Source organism: Streptomyces sp. NPDC059037 (assembly GCF_042740015.1).
Taxonomy (GTDB): domain Bacteria; phylum Actinomycetota; class Actinomycetes; order Streptomycetales; family Streptomycetaceae; genus Streptomyces.
This window is the reverse complement of the sequence record NZ_JBHYIG010000271.1, coordinates 1-13,344: the sequence shown is the minus strand read 5'-3', so window position 1 is coordinate 13,344 and position 13,344 is coordinate 1. Positions and strand designations below refer to the sequence as shown.

15 protein-coding genes are annotated in these 13,344 nt (G+C 71.8%); 10 read left to right on the top strand and 5 right to left on the bottom strand.

All coding sequences use genetic code 11. From position 1 onward, the window contains the following. Positions 1 to 97: 97 nt before the first annotated feature. Both ACFWY6_RS37020 and ACFWY6_RS37015 read right to left on the bottom strand, forming a co-directional pair. Complete coding sequence (locus ACFWY6_RS37020; RefSeq protein ID WP_384700030.1) at positions 98 to 565, bottom strand: ATP-binding protein; 468 nt, start codon at positions 563 to 565, stop codon at positions 98 to 100. 302 nt (positions 566 to 867) lie between these two features. Further along, the gene (locus ACFWY6_RS37015; protein WP_384700028.1) at positions 868 to 1,788 is read right to left on the bottom strand and encodes a heavy metal transporter; all 921 of its coding nucleotides are present in this window, start codon (positions 1,786 to 1,788) and stop codon (positions 868 to 870) included. A 62-nt stretch (positions 1,789 to 1,850) separates the two neighbouring features. Here ACFWY6_RS37015 and dapE point away from each other — a divergent pair, with 62 nt between their 5' ends. Together dapE and ACFWY6_RS37005 are read left to right on the top strand one after the other, a co-directional pair. Continuing rightward, on the top strand, positions 1,851 to 2,942 hold the full coding sequence (gene dapE, locus ACFWY6_RS37010) for a succinyl-diaminopimelate desuccinylase (protein WP_361811626.1): 1,092 nt from the start codon (positions 1,851 to 1,853) through the stop codon (positions 2,940 to 2,942). Between the two features lie 86 nt (positions 2,943 to 3,028). Then, entirely contained in the window at positions 3,029 to 3,778 is a 750-nt protein-coding gene (locus ACFWY6_RS37005) for a TIGR00730 family Rossman fold protein (RefSeq protein WP_384700026.1), read from the top strand. 164 nt (positions 3,779 to 3,942) lie between these two features. Here the strand turns inward: ACFWY6_RS37005 and folP are convergent, their stop codons facing one another. Continuing rightward, a complete protein-coding gene (gene folP, locus ACFWY6_RS37000) occupies positions 3,943 to 4,803 on the bottom strand; it encodes a dihydropteroate synthase (protein ID WP_384700023.1) in 861 nt (286 codons plus the stop codon). A 149-nt stretch (positions 4,804 to 4,952) separates the two neighbouring features. Between folP and ACFWY6_RS36995 the strand changes: the two genes are divergently transcribed. Beyond that, the gene (locus ACFWY6_RS36995) at positions 4,953 to 5,345 is read left to right on the top strand and encodes a DivIVA domain-containing protein (protein WP_384700021.1); all 393 of its coding nucleotides are present in this window, start codon (positions 4,953 to 4,955) and stop codon (positions 5,343 to 5,345) included. Then, entirely contained in the window at positions 5,342 to 5,923 is a 582-nt protein-coding gene (locus tag ACFWY6_RS36990; RefSeq protein WP_360767759.1) for a DNA-3-methyladenine glycosylase I, read from the top strand. The genes ACFWY6_RS36995 and ACFWY6_RS36990 overlap by 4 nt, the downstream gene beginning before the upstream one ends. Positions 5,924 to 5,930: 7 nt before the next feature. Here ACFWY6_RS36990 and ACFWY6_RS36985 read toward each other — a convergent pair whose 3' ends face one another. Then, entirely contained in the window at positions 5,931 to 6,731 is an 801-nt protein-coding gene (locus ACFWY6_RS36985; protein ID WP_384700019.1) for an enoyl-CoA hydratase/isomerase family protein, read from the bottom strand. Between the two features lie 320 nt (positions 6,732 to 7,051). On the opposite strand from ACFWY6_RS36985, the gene ACFWY6_RS36980 reads away from it, so the two are divergent. After that, positions 7,052 to 7,219, top strand: a complete 168-nt coding sequence (locus tag ACFWY6_RS36980) for a DUF3117 domain-containing protein (RefSeq protein WP_003966491.1) — start codon at positions 7,052 to 7,054, stop codon at positions 7,217 to 7,219. Positions 7,220 to 7,305: 86 nt separating this feature from the next. Here the strand turns inward: ACFWY6_RS36980 and ACFWY6_RS36975 are convergent, their stop codons facing one another. After that, positions 7,306 to 8,004 carry an O-methyltransferase gene (locus tag ACFWY6_RS36975; RefSeq protein WP_135333317.1) on the bottom strand — a complete coding sequence of 233 codons (699 nt, stop codon included), beginning with the start codon at positions 8,002 to 8,004 and terminating at the stop codon, positions 7,306 to 7,308. A 153-nt stretch (positions 8,005 to 8,157) separates the two neighbouring features. On the opposite strand from ACFWY6_RS36975, the gene sigE reads away from it, so the two are divergent. From sigE to ACFWY6_RS36950, 5 genes are all read left to right on the top strand, one after another. Next, positions 8,158 to 8,925, top strand: a complete 768-nt coding sequence (gene sigE, locus ACFWY6_RS36970) for an RNA polymerase sigma factor SigE (protein WP_384700017.1) — start codon at positions 8,158 to 8,160, stop codon at positions 8,923 to 8,925. Beyond that, positions 8,922 to 9,941 carry a zf-HC2 domain-containing protein gene (locus tag ACFWY6_RS36965; RefSeq protein ID WP_384700015.1) on the top strand — a complete coding sequence of 340 codons (1,020 nt, stop codon included), beginning with the start codon at positions 8,922 to 8,924 and terminating at the stop codon, positions 9,939 to 9,941. The genes sigE and ACFWY6_RS36965 overlap by 4 nt, the downstream gene beginning before the upstream one ends. Before the next feature lie 126 nt (positions 9,942 to 10,067). Then, the gene (locus ACFWY6_RS36960) at positions 10,068 to 11,885 is read left to right on the top strand and encodes a trypsin-like peptidase domain-containing protein (protein ID WP_384700013.1); all 1,818 of its coding nucleotides are present in this window, start codon (positions 10,068 to 10,070) and stop codon (positions 11,883 to 11,885) included. 82 nt (positions 11,886 to 11,967) lie between these two features. After that, positions 11,968 to 12,417 (top strand): sec-independent translocase, encoded by a 450-nt coding sequence (locus ACFWY6_RS36955; protein WP_360767745.1) that lies wholly within the window; start codon positions 11,968 to 11,970, stop codon positions 12,415 to 12,417. A gap of 175 nt (positions 12,418 to 12,592) precedes the next feature. Continuing rightward, positions 12,593 to 13,261: a hypothetical protein gene (locus tag ACFWY6_RS36950; RefSeq protein ID WP_384700011.1), complete on the top strand. Its 669-nt coding sequence runs from the start codon at positions 12,593 to 12,595 to the stop codon at positions 13,259 to 13,261. Positions 13,262 to 13,344: the final 83 nt, after the last annotated feature.

Here is a 13,344-nt window from a genome sequence, read left to right as displayed (position 1 = left end):
GGGTGGGGGGGGGGCGGGGGGGGGGGGGTGGGCGAGCCGGGGGGGGGCCCCGGGGCGTGCTGGTCGCGGGCCCCCTCCCCGTGTCGGTGCGCGGCGGTCAGCCGATCGGCAGGTCCTTGACCGGGAGCCGGTCGGTGGGCAGGCTGCCCTTGGCGACCGAGTCCGTCGGCAGGCCGCCGGCCAGGTCGGCGGCGGGCAGACCGCCCTCGGTGGCCGTGTTCGCGGTCTCGCCGAGCAACTTGCCCGCGCTGCCCGCGACGCCGCCGGCGGTCTTCTGCGCCGCGGGGGTGGTGGTCTTGGCGCCCTTGCGGACGGCCTTGCCCGTGGTCGCGGACTTCTTCACGGCCTTGCTGCCGGTCTCGCCCGCGAGACCGGTGACGTTCTGTGCTGCGCCGTCGACGGCGCTGCCCAGGCCGGCACCGTCGAGGGCGGTGACGCCGCCGAGGTTGGGGGTGGCGGGGAGTTCGGCGGCGTTTGCGGAGCCGGCCGCACCGACCACGGGAGCCGCCCCCGCTGCGATGAGCAGCGCGGCGCGGGCGATCCGGCGGGTCAGGGGGAGGGACATGATGCTCCTTCAGACGGGAGAGAACGTGGGTGTGTCCGGCCGGATGGGGCCCGGCGTTCGGACGCAGTGAATACCGCTCGAAGCCCGCGAAGGTTGCGGTGGCCGAACGTAAAGAGTTGGCAATGCATCGCATAATCGGCTCGGATAAAATCGGGCAAAGGTCTCGCCTCGCGCGCGCCTGCTGAATCGTCAATGCCCTGTGATCGCAAGGGATTTGACGGATGTGGCGGGCAGTGCGCGAAAACCTGGACGGTACGTCGCCCGTGAGTGATCGGCGTGGTCCGATCGGGTGACGCGCCGTACTACTGCCCAGTGACGATTCGGACCTCGCCCGCGGCGCTCCCGGCGTCCGTGCCCGACTCGTCCGCGCCCGCCTTGCCGGGCTTGTGCCATTCCTTGCCGGAATCCCCGACCCGCCACTCCCGGCCCGCGTACGACACCTTCTCGATGCCGAGCGCGGACGCCTGGGCCACCGCCCAGTGCGCCAGCTCCCAGCCCCGCTTTCCGGCGCCGCCCTCGGCGGTCCCCGCCGTCGCGGACACCGGCACGGTCACCGCGCGGCCGTCACCCTCGGGCGCCACATCGCGGCCGAAGTCGCGCACGAGCGCGGCCCGCACCTGAGCCGGATCGCCCGGCTCCACGGGCTCCCGGCCCTCGCAGCTGAGCGTGGCGGGGGCGCGGCCGGTCAGCGCGGCGGCAAGCAGCGCCGCGTCCGGCTCGTGCTTCGCGTACGCCTGGGGATAGCCGCTGCGCTGCACGCGCTGGGCGGCGACCGTCAGAGGGAGGCGGGAGTAGCCGGGGACCTTGTCGAGATGGGCGTAGAAACGCGCGGCCGAGTACGCCGGGTCCATGATCTGTTCCTCGTTGCCCCAGCCCTGCGAAGGCCGCTGCTGGAAGAGGCCGAGCGAGTCCCGGTCGCCATGGCTGATGTTGCGCAGACCGGACTCCTGCAGGGCGGTCGCGAGGGCGATCGTCACCGCGCGCTCGGGCATGCCGCGCGATGTGCCCACGGCGGCGACCGTCGCGGCGTTCTCCGCCTGCTCGGCCGAGAACTCGTACGACGCCCCGTCGCCGTTGCCCGACACGACCTCGCAGCGCGGCGCGGGCCTGCCCCCGGAGACGTACTGCATCACCACATAGCCGACGAGGGCGAGCAGCACCGCGACGGCCGCCCCGATACGGAGGAGGCGGCCGCGCCGGACGAGGGTGGGGGGCTCAGGCACGCGACCAAGGTACTGGAGGCCGCTGACAAGGCGGCGCGCCGAGGGGCGTTAGGGTCGAAGCCATGGCTCAGACCTCGCATCAGCCCCCGCTCGACCTCACGCTCGACGCCGCCGAGCTCACCGCCAGGCTCGTCGACTTCCCGTCGCCCAGCGGCGAGGAGAAGGCGCTCGCGGACGCCATCGAGACCGCGCTGCGGGGTCTGCCGCACCTCACCGTCGACCGGCACGGCAACAACATCGTGGCCCGCACGAACCTGGGACGCGGCGAGCGCGTGATCCTCGCCGGGCACATCGACACCGTGCCGATCGCGGACAACGTGCCGTCCCGCCTGGACGAGCACGGGATCCTGTGGGGCTGCGGCACCTGCGACATGAAGTCGGGCGTCGCGGTGCAGCTGCGCATCGCGCAGACGGTCACCGAGCCCAACCGCGACCTGACCTTCGTCTTCTACGACAACGAAGAGGTCGCCGCCCACCTCAACGGCCTCGGCCATGTCGCCGATGCCCACCCCGACTGGCTCGCGGGCGACTTCGCGGTCCTCCTGGAGCCGACGGACTGCCAGGTCGAGGGCGGCTGCCAGGGCACGCTGCGGGTGTTCCTGAAGACGAAGGGCGAGCGCGCCCACTCCGCACGCGCGTGGATGGGCTCCAACGCGATCCACAAGGTCGCGCCGATCCTCGACAAGCTGGCCGCGTACGAGCCGCGCAAGCCGGTGGTCGACGGGCTCCAGTTCCACGAGGGACTCAACGCCGTACGGATCGAGGGCGGCGTCGCGACCAACGTCATCCCCGACGAGTGCACCGTCGTCGTCAACTTCCGCTACGCGCCCGACCGCACCGAGGACGAGGCGCTCGCCTTCGTACGCGACTACTTCGCCGACTGCGACATCGCCGAGTTCATCGTCGACGACCACACCGGCGGCGCCCGCCCCGGCCTCAACCACCCCGCGGCGGCGGCCTTCGTGGCGGCGGTCGGCGGCACACCGCGGCCCAAGTTCGGCTGGACGGACGTCTCCCGCTTCAGCGCGCTCGGCGTGCCCGCGGTGAACTACGGTCCCGGCGCACCGCTGCTCGCCCACAAGGTCGACGAGCGGGTCGAGGCCGCGCTGATCCCGGAGGCGGAGAAGCGGCTCACCGCCTGGCTGACATCGTGAGTTCCCGCAAGGATGCGTCGTTTGTAACGCCCAGAGACCTACGCTGAAGCGGCAAGTGAGCGTGACCGCAGCGGAAGGGGATGTTCATGGGTAATCCAGAAGCGCAGGGGCCGCCGGAGGAGCAGTACCTGGGGCCCGTGGTGCGGCGGCGTGAACAGATCACTCCCGGCACCACCGACCAGCGGCTGCTCGACACCGAGGGCGACTCGGAGTGGGTGCACACCGACCCCTGGCGGGTCATGCGCATCCAGTCGGAGTTCGTCGAAGGCTTCGGCGCGCTCGCCGAACTCCCCAGCGCCATCAGCGTCTTCGGCTCGGCGCGTACGCCGTACGGTTCGCCCGAGTACGAGGCGGGCGTCCGCATCGGCAAGGCCCTGGTCGACGCGGGCTTCGCGGTGATCACCGGCGGCGGCCCCGGCGCGATGGAGGCCGCGAACCGGGGCGCGCGCGAGGCCAAGGGCATCTCCGTCGGCCTCGGCATCGAGCTGCCCTTCGAGCAGGGGCTCAACGACCACGTCGACATCGGCGTCAACTTCCGCTACTTCTTCGTACGCAAGACCATGTTCGTGAAGTACGCCCAGGGCTTCGTGGTGCTGCCCGGCGGACTCGGCACCCTGGACGAGCTGTTCGAGGCGCTCACCCTCGTCCAGACCCGCAAGGTGACCCGCTTCCCCATCGTCCTGTTCGGCTCGGAGTACTGGGGCGGCCTCGTCGACTGGCTGCGCAACACGGTGGTGGCGGGCGGCAAGGCGTCGGAGCACGATCTGCACCTGTTCCACATCACGGACGACGTGGACGAGGCGGTGGCCCTGGTCACCAAGGAGGTCGGCAGGTAGGCCCTGTGGCCGGGCGCGCGGTGTCGGCCTCTCCGGCGCCGCCGCTCCGCCGGGTCACCCGGCGCCCGTCGAACACCGCCGCTTCGCGGCGGCCCTTTCCCGCCCACTCACCCGATCACCCCGCGTCGGGCCCTGGTATTCAGCCCGCCGGGCGGCTCCGGCCCCTACGCAAGCCCTCGCCGAGCCACCGCCGGGTCCCGGTGCCCCGCGATCGTCGCCACCATGTCAAGCACCTGTCGCGTCTCCGCGACCTCGTGCACCCGGTACACCTGCGCCCCCAGCCACGCCGAGACCGCGGTCGTCGCCAGCGTCCCGATGACCCGTTCCTTCACCGGCCGGTCCAGCGTCTCGCCGACAAAGTCCTTGTTGGAGAGGGAGACGAGCACCGGCCACCCCGTCTCCACCATCTCGCCGAGCCGCCGGGTCGCCTCCAGCGAGTGCCGGGTGTTCTTCCCGAAGTCGTGCCCGGGGTCGATCATCACGGACTCGCGCGGGACCCCGAGCCCGACGGCGCGCTCGGCGAGACCGACGGTGACGTCGAGGATGTCGGCCATCACGTCCTCGTACGCGATCCGGTGCGGCCGGGTCCGCGGCTCGGCACGGCCCGCGTGCGTGCACACGAGCCCCACCCCGTACCGCGCGGCGACCTCCGCCAGCTTCGGATCGACGCCGCCCCAGGCGTCGTTCAGAAGATCGGCCCCGGCATCGCAGACCGCCTCGCCCACCTCGTGCCGCCAGGTGTCGACGCTGATGACGACGTCGGGGAAGCGCTTGCGCACATCGGCGACGAAACCGACCGTCCGCCGGGCCTCCTCCTCGGCCGTGACTTCCTCGCCGGGACCGGCCTTGACCCCGCCGATGTCGATGATGGCAGCACCCTCTGACACCGCCTGCTCCACGCGGGCGAGCGCGGGCTCGTCGCGGAACGTGGCGCCCTGGTCGTAGAAGGAGTCAGGGGTCCGGTTCACGATCGCCATGATCACCGGCACGTGCGCGTCGAATTCACGCCTGCCAAGCCTGAGCATCCCCTGTGAACCTCCTCGGTCGGTGCCGTCAGCCGCCCGCTGCTCGGCCGCCTGCGACCTTAACTGTCACAGCCGCATGGCACGATCGGACCCTGACAGATTCAGCACCGAGTTGCTGCATGGGCAGTCGAGCGTGGGGGCCCGAAGAGATGGTCTTGTTCTTGTTCCTGGTCATCGCCCTTGTGGTGGTGGTCGGCGCGGTGACGCTCGCGGTGGTGGGCGGCGGCGATCGCGCCGCGCTGCCCGACGTGTCGCCCGAGCGGTTCACCGATCCGCTGCCCCGGGAGCGCGCCCTGCGCCGCGCCGACGTCGAGGCGCTGCGCTTCCCGCTGACCGTGCGGGGCTACCGCATGGCGGACGTGGACGACGCGCTCGGCCGTCTCGGCGCCGAACTGGCCGAGCGGGACGCCCACATCGCGGAGCTCGAGGCGGCCCTGGCCGGCGCACAGGCCGCCGCGGTGGGCGGCCCCGGCCTGTTCAAGACGGACGCCCAGGACACGGAGCCGGTGCGGGACGCGGCCGAGGAGGAGAACGACCAGTGAGCGGCGACGCGGTGGCGGGCCCGGACGGCAGACTGCGCTGTCCCTGGGGGCTTTCGACCGAGGACTATGTGGCGTACCACGACGAGGAGTGGGGCCGCCCGGTCCACGGGGACGACGCGCTGTACGAACGCCTCTGCCTGGAGGCCTTCCAGTCGGGCCTGTCCTGGATCACGATCCTGCGCCGCCGCGAGGGCTTCCGCGCGGCCTTCGCCGGCTTCAAGATCGCCGAAGTGGCGCGGTTCACGGACGCCGACCGCGAGCGGCTGCTCGCCGACCCCGGCATCATCCGCAACCGCGCCAAGGTCGACGCGACGCTCGCCAACGCGCGCGTGCTCGCCGACTGGGCCGACGGCGAGCTCGACGAGCTCATCTGGTCGCACGCCCCGGACCCGGCGTCCCGCAAGGCACCGGGCAGGCTGGCCGACGTACCGGCGATCACGCCCGAGTCCACGGCCCTGTCCAAGGCCCTGAAGAAGCGCGGCATCCGGTTCGTCGGCCCCACCACGGCGTACGCCCTGATGCAGGCCTGCGGCCTGGTCAACGACCACCTCGAGGACTGCGTGATACGGGTCCCCTAGGCAGGCCTCACCGGCCCAGGTACTTGGGCTTCGCCTTGTCCAGGAAGGCCTGCACGGCGATCGCGTGGTCCTCGGACGCGCCCGCCCTCGCCTGGAGTTCGTCCTCCTTGTCCAGAGCCTCCTCCAGGGTGTGCCCGGCGGCGTACGCGAGCGACTCCTTGAGCGCGCCGTACGCGAGGGTCGGGCCCTCGGCGAGCGTGCGGGCCAGCTGCTGGGCCTCGGCCGCCAGCTCGTCCGCGGGGACGACCTTGTTGACGATCCCCAGGTCGTACGCCTCCTGCGCGCTGATGTTGCGCGGGAAGAGCAGCAGGTCGGCGGCCCTGCCCGGGCCGATCAGGCGCTGCAGCGTCCAGGAGACCCCCGAGTCGGCGGTCAGCGCGACCCCGGCGAAGGAGGTGTTGAAGCGCGCGGTGTCCGCGACGATCCGGTAGTCGGCGGCGAGCGCGAAGCCGAGCCCGGCGCCGGCCGCGACGCCGTTGACGCCCGCGACGACCGGCTTGGCCATCCCCGTGAGCGCCTTCAGGATGGGGTTGTAGTGCTCGCGCACCGTGCTCATCGTCTGCCGGGTGCCCGCCTCGCGGTCGGCGAGCAGCGAACCCACGTGCTCCTTCAGGTCCTGCCCCACGCAGAAGGCGCGCCCGGTCGCGGTGAGCAGTACGGCGCGCACCGCGGGGTCCGACTCGGCCGACTGCGCCGCCTCCCGCAGGGCGACCTTGGCCTCGGTGTTCATCGCGTTCATCGCGTCGGGGCGGTTCAGCGTGATCGTCGCGAGTCCGTCGCTCACCTCGTAGAGCACGGTGTCGGCCATGGTGAATCCCCTCCGGTGGTCCTGTCCTTGCCATCTTTGTCCGCACCCAGCATGTCGGAGATCATCGACCTCCGACATGAGGGGAGATATGTGACCTGCGTCAAAGAATTCCGGGCCCTGCAAGGCTATGAAGCGGCGAAGTATCGCAGCCACATCGCCGAATTGAGTGGTTTTGCGGGCGCGCGTTGCGCAAGCGATGCAGACCGATGTTGGTCATCGGGTCCTGCCATGCGGGATAATGGCCTGGAAGCAATGTGTTCGATGCCGGTGACACCTGGGTTGTCGGCTGCGATGAGCTGGTTTCAGGAAGGGGAACGAGCATGGCGGCCATGAAGCCGCGGACGGGCGACGGCCCGCTCGAGGTGACCAAGGAGGGGCGGGGCATCGTCATGCGCGTTCCGCTCGAAGGCGGCGGACGACTTGTCGTCGAACTGACTCCGGACGAGGCCGATGCACTCGGCGACGCCCTGAAGAAGGTCGTCGGCTGACGCGGAAGCGCGCCCAAACTTTTCACCGCCCCGGCATCGTAAAAGGTGCCGGGGCGGTGCTGTATCCGGGGTCGGGCGCCCCGAAGCTAGCGCTTCACGGCGCAGAGCAGCCCGTCGCCGACCGGCAGCAGCGACGGCATCAGGTCCTGGCTCTCGCGTACGGCGCGCAGCAGCTCGCGGATGCGCAGGACCTCGGCGGGCTGCGGCCCGGAGTCCACGGTGCGGCCGTCCGCGAAGGTGCCCTCGAAGCAGACGAGCCCGCCGGGGCGCAACAGGCGCAACGATTCAGCGAGGTAGTCGAGGTACTCGGTGCGGTCGCCGTCGCAGAAGACGAGGTCGTAGCCGCCGTCCGCGAGGCGCGGCAGTACGTCCAGGGCGCGTCCGGGGATGAAACGCGCGCGGTTGCCGGCGAAACCGGCGGCGCGGAAGGCCTGCCGTGCGAACTGCTGGCGGTCGGGCTCCGGGTCGACGGTCGTCAGCACTCCGTCGGGCCGCATGCCGTGCAGGAGATGGATTCCGGACACCCCTGTGCCCGTCCCGATCTCGGCCACGGCCTTCGCGTCCGCGGTGGCGGCGAGCATCCGCAGCGCGGCGCCGGTACCGGGCGACACCGAGGGCAGCCCTGCTTCCCGGGCCCGGTCACGGGCCCAGCGCAGAGCTTCGTCCTCGGCGACAAAGGCGTCGGCGAACGCCCAGCTCGTCTGCCGGTTGCCGGTAATGGCCCTCTCCTGTCCCCGTGGATGCCTGGCCGTGACTGTATCCGTTGGGGGTGGGAACCCGCAGATGGGACCGGGCGTTTAGTAAGGGTGTGAGGACAGCGGGGGTAACGAATGGATCAAGACCGGGCGCGGGCCCTTCGGCCAGGCAGGACACCTGGCGAGAAGCCCGTACCAAATTCCAGTAAAAACGCTTATCCGGAGCTAACGGGCGAGGTGGTTATGGTAGGGGCTCCACTGGACACCACCAGAGCCGACAGGGGAGGTGCGGCTGCGTCCGCGGATCGGGGCGGAGCGCTGAGGCGCTTTCTCAGGTTGGCGGGTGAGCCGAAATCCGTGACCGACACCGCTGACCGATCCCACGCTGCCCACTCCGCTCAGACCGCGACCTTTGCCGCTGAAGCGGAATCGCAGGCGTGGACTCCGCCCACCTGGGAGGAGATCGTCAGCACGCACAGCGGACGGGTCTATCGCCTCGCGTACCGCCTGACCGGCAATCAGCACGATGCCGAGGACCTCACGCAAGAGGTCTTCGTCCGTGTCTTCCGGTCCCTCTCCACGTACACGCCCGGCACCTTCGAGGGCTGGCTGCACCGCATCACCACGAACCTCTTCCTGGACATGGTGCGCCGCAAGCAGCGCATCCGCTTCGACGCCCTCGGGGACGACGCGGCGGAGCGCCTCCCCAGCCGTGAGCCGTCGCCGCAGCAGGTCTTCAACGACACGCATTTCGACGCGGACGTGCAGCAGGCGCTCGACACCCTCGCTCCCGAGTTCCGCGCGGCCGTGGTCCTGTGTGACATCGAAGGTCTTTCGTACGAGGAGATCGCCGCGACCCTGGGCGTCAAGCTGGGTACGGTCCGCAGCCGTATCCACCGTGGCCGTTCGCAGCTGCGCAAGGCCCTTCAGCACCGGTCGCCCGAAGCCCGCGCCGAGCGGCGTTCGCTCGCCGGAGCCATGGCGCTGGGAGGAGGGGGCGCGACCGCGTGAGTGGATCACGGTCGAATCCTGCCGAACGGCATCTAGCCGAGGCCGAGCAGCATCTGGGGGACCGACTCGCCGCCCTGGTGGACGGAGAGTTGGGCCATGACGCGCGTGAGCGGGTTCTCGCTCATCTCGCGACCTGTCCGAAGTGCAAGACCGAGGCCGACGCACAGCGGCGGCTCAAGAGCGTTTTCGCGGAGGTGGCGCCGCCGCCTCCCTCCGAGAGTTTCCTCGCCCGTCTCCAAGGGCTTCCCGGCGGCGGCAGCGAGCCGCCCGGTGGCCCGCGTGCGCCGGGCGGCGGCTTCGCCACCACGGACACCGAGTCGGGGCTGCCCCCGACCGGGGTCTTCGGGGTCAAGGGCGAGAGCTTCGGCTATGTGCCGTCGGGCGCCCATGCCACGGTGCTGCCCGGCACGGGGCGCGGTTTCCGCATCCACGACGTCAACCGGCACGAGGCCGAGCGGTCGCCGTGGCGCGGCAGGCGCTTCGCGTTCGCCGCGGCGGGCGCGGTGTCGCTGGCCGCGATAGCACTGGGCGGTGTCACGACGGGCATTCCCGCCGATCCCGGCGACCCGCGCGCGGGCGGCTCGGGAAGCAGCAGCAACAGCAACGCGTCGCCGCTGCGTTCGCAGGGCTCGGGTACCGGCACGGCACCCGACTCCTCACGGCGCCGCGGCAGCGGCCCGCTCACCGTGCAGGGCCAGCGCCCCGGCGTCCTCGCGGCGCCGGTCGCGCCGACGGAGGCGACAGGACCGCTGCTGCCCGGCGGGCAGGGACGGGGTCCACGCGTACCGGAGCCGGTCCAGGCCACGGCGCCGCTCTTCACCGGCGCGGCGGTCATGTCCCCGCTGATACGGCCGGTGGCTCCGCTCGCGCCGGGCGGCATGTCTCCCGGTGTCGCTTCCGGTGCCGCACCGCCGACCCCGGGGCCCGCGGCTCCGGGGCAGTCGGCGGACCCGGCGCACACCTCCGCGTCCTCGCCGATAGAGGGCACACTGCAGGGCACTTCGCAGATCCGCTGACGTGCTCTGCGCTTCGGCGCGGGAACCTGATTGAATCCTGGGTGGGCCGTGCCTGCCCAGGATTCGTTGCGGGCGCGGAGTTGAGCACGTAATCGGCGTCCGCCGCAGGCCAGTTGTGGGGAGAGCATGGACGAGGGCAAGCCCACGAAGGCGAAGTGGTGGAGCCGTCCCCGGCCGGCGTCGGCGTCCGCGCCCGACGGCGGACCGAGCGACACGGGCACCGGGCCCACGGGTGAGCCGGGCGGCTCCGACGACGCGATATCCGCCGCCGGACCGGCGGCGCAGGCGGCCTCCTCGGGCGATTTCACCTTGGCGGCAGCGACCCCGTCGGCCCCGGCCGCCCCCGCCGAGACGGCCTCCGTCCCGGCCCCGGCACAGGCCGACACGGCCCCCGCCCCGGTCGACACGGCCCCCGCCCCGGTCGACACGGCCCCCGCCCCGGTCGACACGGCCCCCGCGGACCGCCCCCGCCCGCTGCACGACCCCGATCCGTACAGCACGCCGCCCTACGGCGAGCCCGGCCCCTGGGCCCCCGCCCCGCCCGTCCAGCACCCGGTGGCGACCCCCGCCCACGGCACACAGCTCCCGGCGGCCGCACCCGGCGCGACCCCGCCCCACGGCACCCAGGGCCAGGCCCCCGCCCCCGCTCCCGTGCACGGCGGCACCCCGCCCCACGGCACCGCGCACCCCACGCCCCCGCAGCAGCCGGTGGCCCAGGCCCAGCAGCCCCACCCGGACCCGCAGACCCAAGCGGCCCCGCCCCGGCAGCCGTACGACCCCTGGAACGCGCCGCTTCAGCAGAGCGGCGCCGTCCCCGTCGACCCGGTCAAGAAGCGGAAGCGCGCGAACCGCACGCTCCTGGTCTTCGTCGCCGTCATCGCCATCGTCTCCGGCGGCATCGGCGGAGCCATCGGCGCCTACCTGGAGCGCAACGGCGGCACGGAGGTCGAGCTGCCGCAGGTGGACGCGGAGGCCAAGGGGCGGGCCAAGGACAGCGTGGCCGGCATCGCCGCGAGCTCGCTGCCCGGCGTCGTGACCCTGCACGTCAGCGGCGACGAGGCACAGGGCACCGGCACCGGCTTCGTCCTCGACGGCAAGGGGCACATCCTCACCAACAACCACGTCGTCGAGCCCGCGGGCACCGGCGGCGAGATAACGGTGACGTTCAGCGGCGGCGAGACGGCGGAGGCCGAGGTCATCGGGCGCGACTCCGGGTACGACCTGGCCGTCGTCAAGGTGTCGGGCGTACGCGGACTCAAGCCGCTGCCCCTCGGGAACTCCGAGAGCGTCCAGGTGGGCGACCCCGTCGTCGCCATCGGCGCCCCCTTCGACCTCGCCAACACCGTCACCTCCGGCATCATCAGCGCCAAGGAGCGCCCGATCACCGCGGGCGGCGAGAAGGGCGACGGCAGCGACATCAGCTACGTCGACGCGCTGCAGACCGACGCCCCGATCAACCCGGGCAACTCCGGCGGCCCCCTGGTCGACGCCCAGGCCCGCGTCATCGGCATCAACAGCGCCATCCGCTCCGCCGACGACAGCTCGGCGCCCGGCGGCGGCCAGGCCGGTTCCATCGGGCTCGGCTTCGCCATCCCCATCAACCAGGGCAAGCGCGTCGCCGAAGAGCTGATCAACACCGGCAAGGCCACGCACCCTGTGATCGGTGTCACGCTCGACATGGAGTACACGGGCGACGGCGCCCGCGTCGGCGCCAAGGGCAAGGACGGCGGCCCCGCCGTGAACAAGGGCGGTCCCGGCGACCGCGCCGGAATCGAACCGGGCGACGTCATCACCGAAGTGGACGGCCAGCGCATCCATTCCGGCGACGAGCTGATCGTCAAGATTCGCGCCCACCGTCCGAAGGACCGCCTGGAACTGACCGTCCAGCGCGACGGAAAGGACCGGAAAGTGACCCTCGTGCTCGGCGCGGCGGGCGGCAGCTGATCCCCGCCTTTCGCCCAGCGGCTACCGGACGGACAGGAACGCCGGGTACCGTGGACCCGGTCCGGATGGCAAGGAGTTCAAGGTGTTCTCAGACATTGGCCCGCTCGAGGTAGTGGCGCTGATCATCCTCGCCGTGCTCGTCTTCGGCCCGGACAAGCTGCCCAAGCTGATTCAGGACGCCTCGCGCACCATCCGTAAGATCCGTGAATTCTCGGACAGTGCGAAGGCTGATATACGCAGTGAACTCGGCCCGGAATTCAAGGACTTCGAGTTCGAGGACCTGAATCCGAAGACCTTCATCCGCAAGCAGCTCGACAACGACGAGCTCGGCCTGAAGGAAATCCGCAACGGCTTCGACCTCAAGAAAGAGATGGCCGAGGTCACGGACGCCGTGCACGGGCGCGAGAGCGAGTCCGAGAGCGGCTCGGAAGGATCGTCGGACGCGGCCCCGGGTGGCCGGATCGACATGACGAAGAAGTCCGGGCAGGCCCCGGCGGTCGAGCGCCCGCCGTTCGACGCCGACGCCACCTGACCTCCTCTTGCGCACCCTCGGTGTGCCCCGCGGCACACCCCGTGAGACACCCATGCGGCCGACCGATGTCCCGGCTTCCGCAACCGGTGTGGCTATCCTGCCTTGTTGTCCGGCTGAGGACGCCCGAGGGGGGCGGGCCCTGCGGACCGACGAGAACGAGGAGGCGGCCGGGTACATGGAGACGACAAGTCGCGAAGGCGCACAGGCGCCGGCCGCGGACGGTGCCGCACAAGCGGCGCCCTCCGCCCGGCACACGGTCGACGGCTATCTGCAGGCGTCCTTCCCCTGGTACGGCCTGGACGAGGCCTTCACGGGGCAGCGCTGGCTGATGCAGATCGGCACCGCGGACGGCGAGGTGGCGCACGGCTCCATCGGCCACGGCGACGAGCCGTCGGTCCGCAGCGAGGGGCCGCTGGGAACGAACGACAAGGAGCGCTTCGCGGTCGTGGTGACCGTCGAGGCCAACCCCGTTCGGCGTAGCGCGGACGGCACGGGCCTGCTGGAGGCGACCTCGGTGTCGTCCGCCGCCTGGCTCGCCGGGGTGGGGCTGCTCGCCGTCACCTGGCCGGGCCAGATGGACCACAATCTGCGCAACCGCTGGCTGGACCAGCAGACCGAGACGGCCTGGGTGCTCGCGGACGATCTGCAGGGCGAGGACTGGTCGACGCTCTCGCTGCCGGTGGACGGGGTGCCGACCTCGTTCCACTACCGCGAGTCCGAGTTCGGCTGGGTGCTCGCGGGCTCCACCGAGGAGGGCGTCCATCTTGGCGCCTACGGGCGTGGCATGAGCGCGTACGGCCTGGGCTTCTCGGTGGTCAAGGACATCGCCGAGTACGCGGCCTGACGACTTCCGGTTACGCCGATGGGGGGGGGGGGGGCGTCAGGGGGGGGGGCGCGCCGGGGGGGGGGGGGGTGGGGGGATGTGGT

What these genes read in the sequence shown, in the direction of transcription:
- ACFWY6_RS36980 (WP_003966491.1), top strand. Translation starts at nt 7,052, where the DNA reads ATGGCGGCCATGAAGCCGCGGACGGGCGACGGCCCGCTCGAGGTGACC.
- ACFWY6_RS36960 (WP_384700013.1), top strand. Translation starts at nt 10,068, where the DNA reads ATGGACGAGGGCAAGCCCACGAAGGCGAAGTGGTGGAGCCGTCCCCGG.
- sigE (WP_384700017.1), top strand. Translation starts at nt 8,158, where the DNA reads ATGGTAGGGGCTCCACTGGACACCACCAGAGCCGACAGGGGAGGTGCG.
- ACFWY6_RS36985 (WP_384700019.1), bottom strand. Translation starts at nt 6,731, where the DNA reads ATGGCCGACACCGTGCTCTACGAGGTGAGCGACGGACTCGCGACGATC.
- ACFWY6_RS36950 (WP_384700011.1), top strand. Translation starts at nt 12,593, where the DNA reads ATGGAGACGACAAGTCGCGAAGGCGCACAGGCGCCGGCCGCGGACGGT.
- ACFWY6_RS36995 (WP_384700021.1), top strand. Translation starts at nt 4,953, where the DNA reads ATGGTCTTGTTCTTGTTCCTGGTCATCGCCCTTGTGGTGGTGGTCGGC.
- ACFWY6_RS37020 (WP_384700030.1), bottom strand. Translation starts at nt 565, where the DNA reads ATGTCCCTCCCCCTGACCCGCCGGATCGCCCGCGCCGCGCTGCTCATC.
- ACFWY6_RS37005 (WP_384700026.1), top strand. Translation starts at nt 3,029, where the DNA reads ATGGGTAATCCAGAAGCGCAGGGGCCGCCGGAGGAGCAGTACCTGGGG.
- dapE (WP_361811626.1), top strand. Translation starts at nt 1,851, where the DNA reads ATGGCTCAGACCTCGCATCAGCCCCCGCTCGACCTCACGCTCGACGCC.
- folP (WP_384700023.1), bottom strand. Translation starts at nt 4,803, where the DNA reads ATGCTCAGGCTTGGCAGGCGTGAATTCGACGCGCACGTGCCGGTGATC.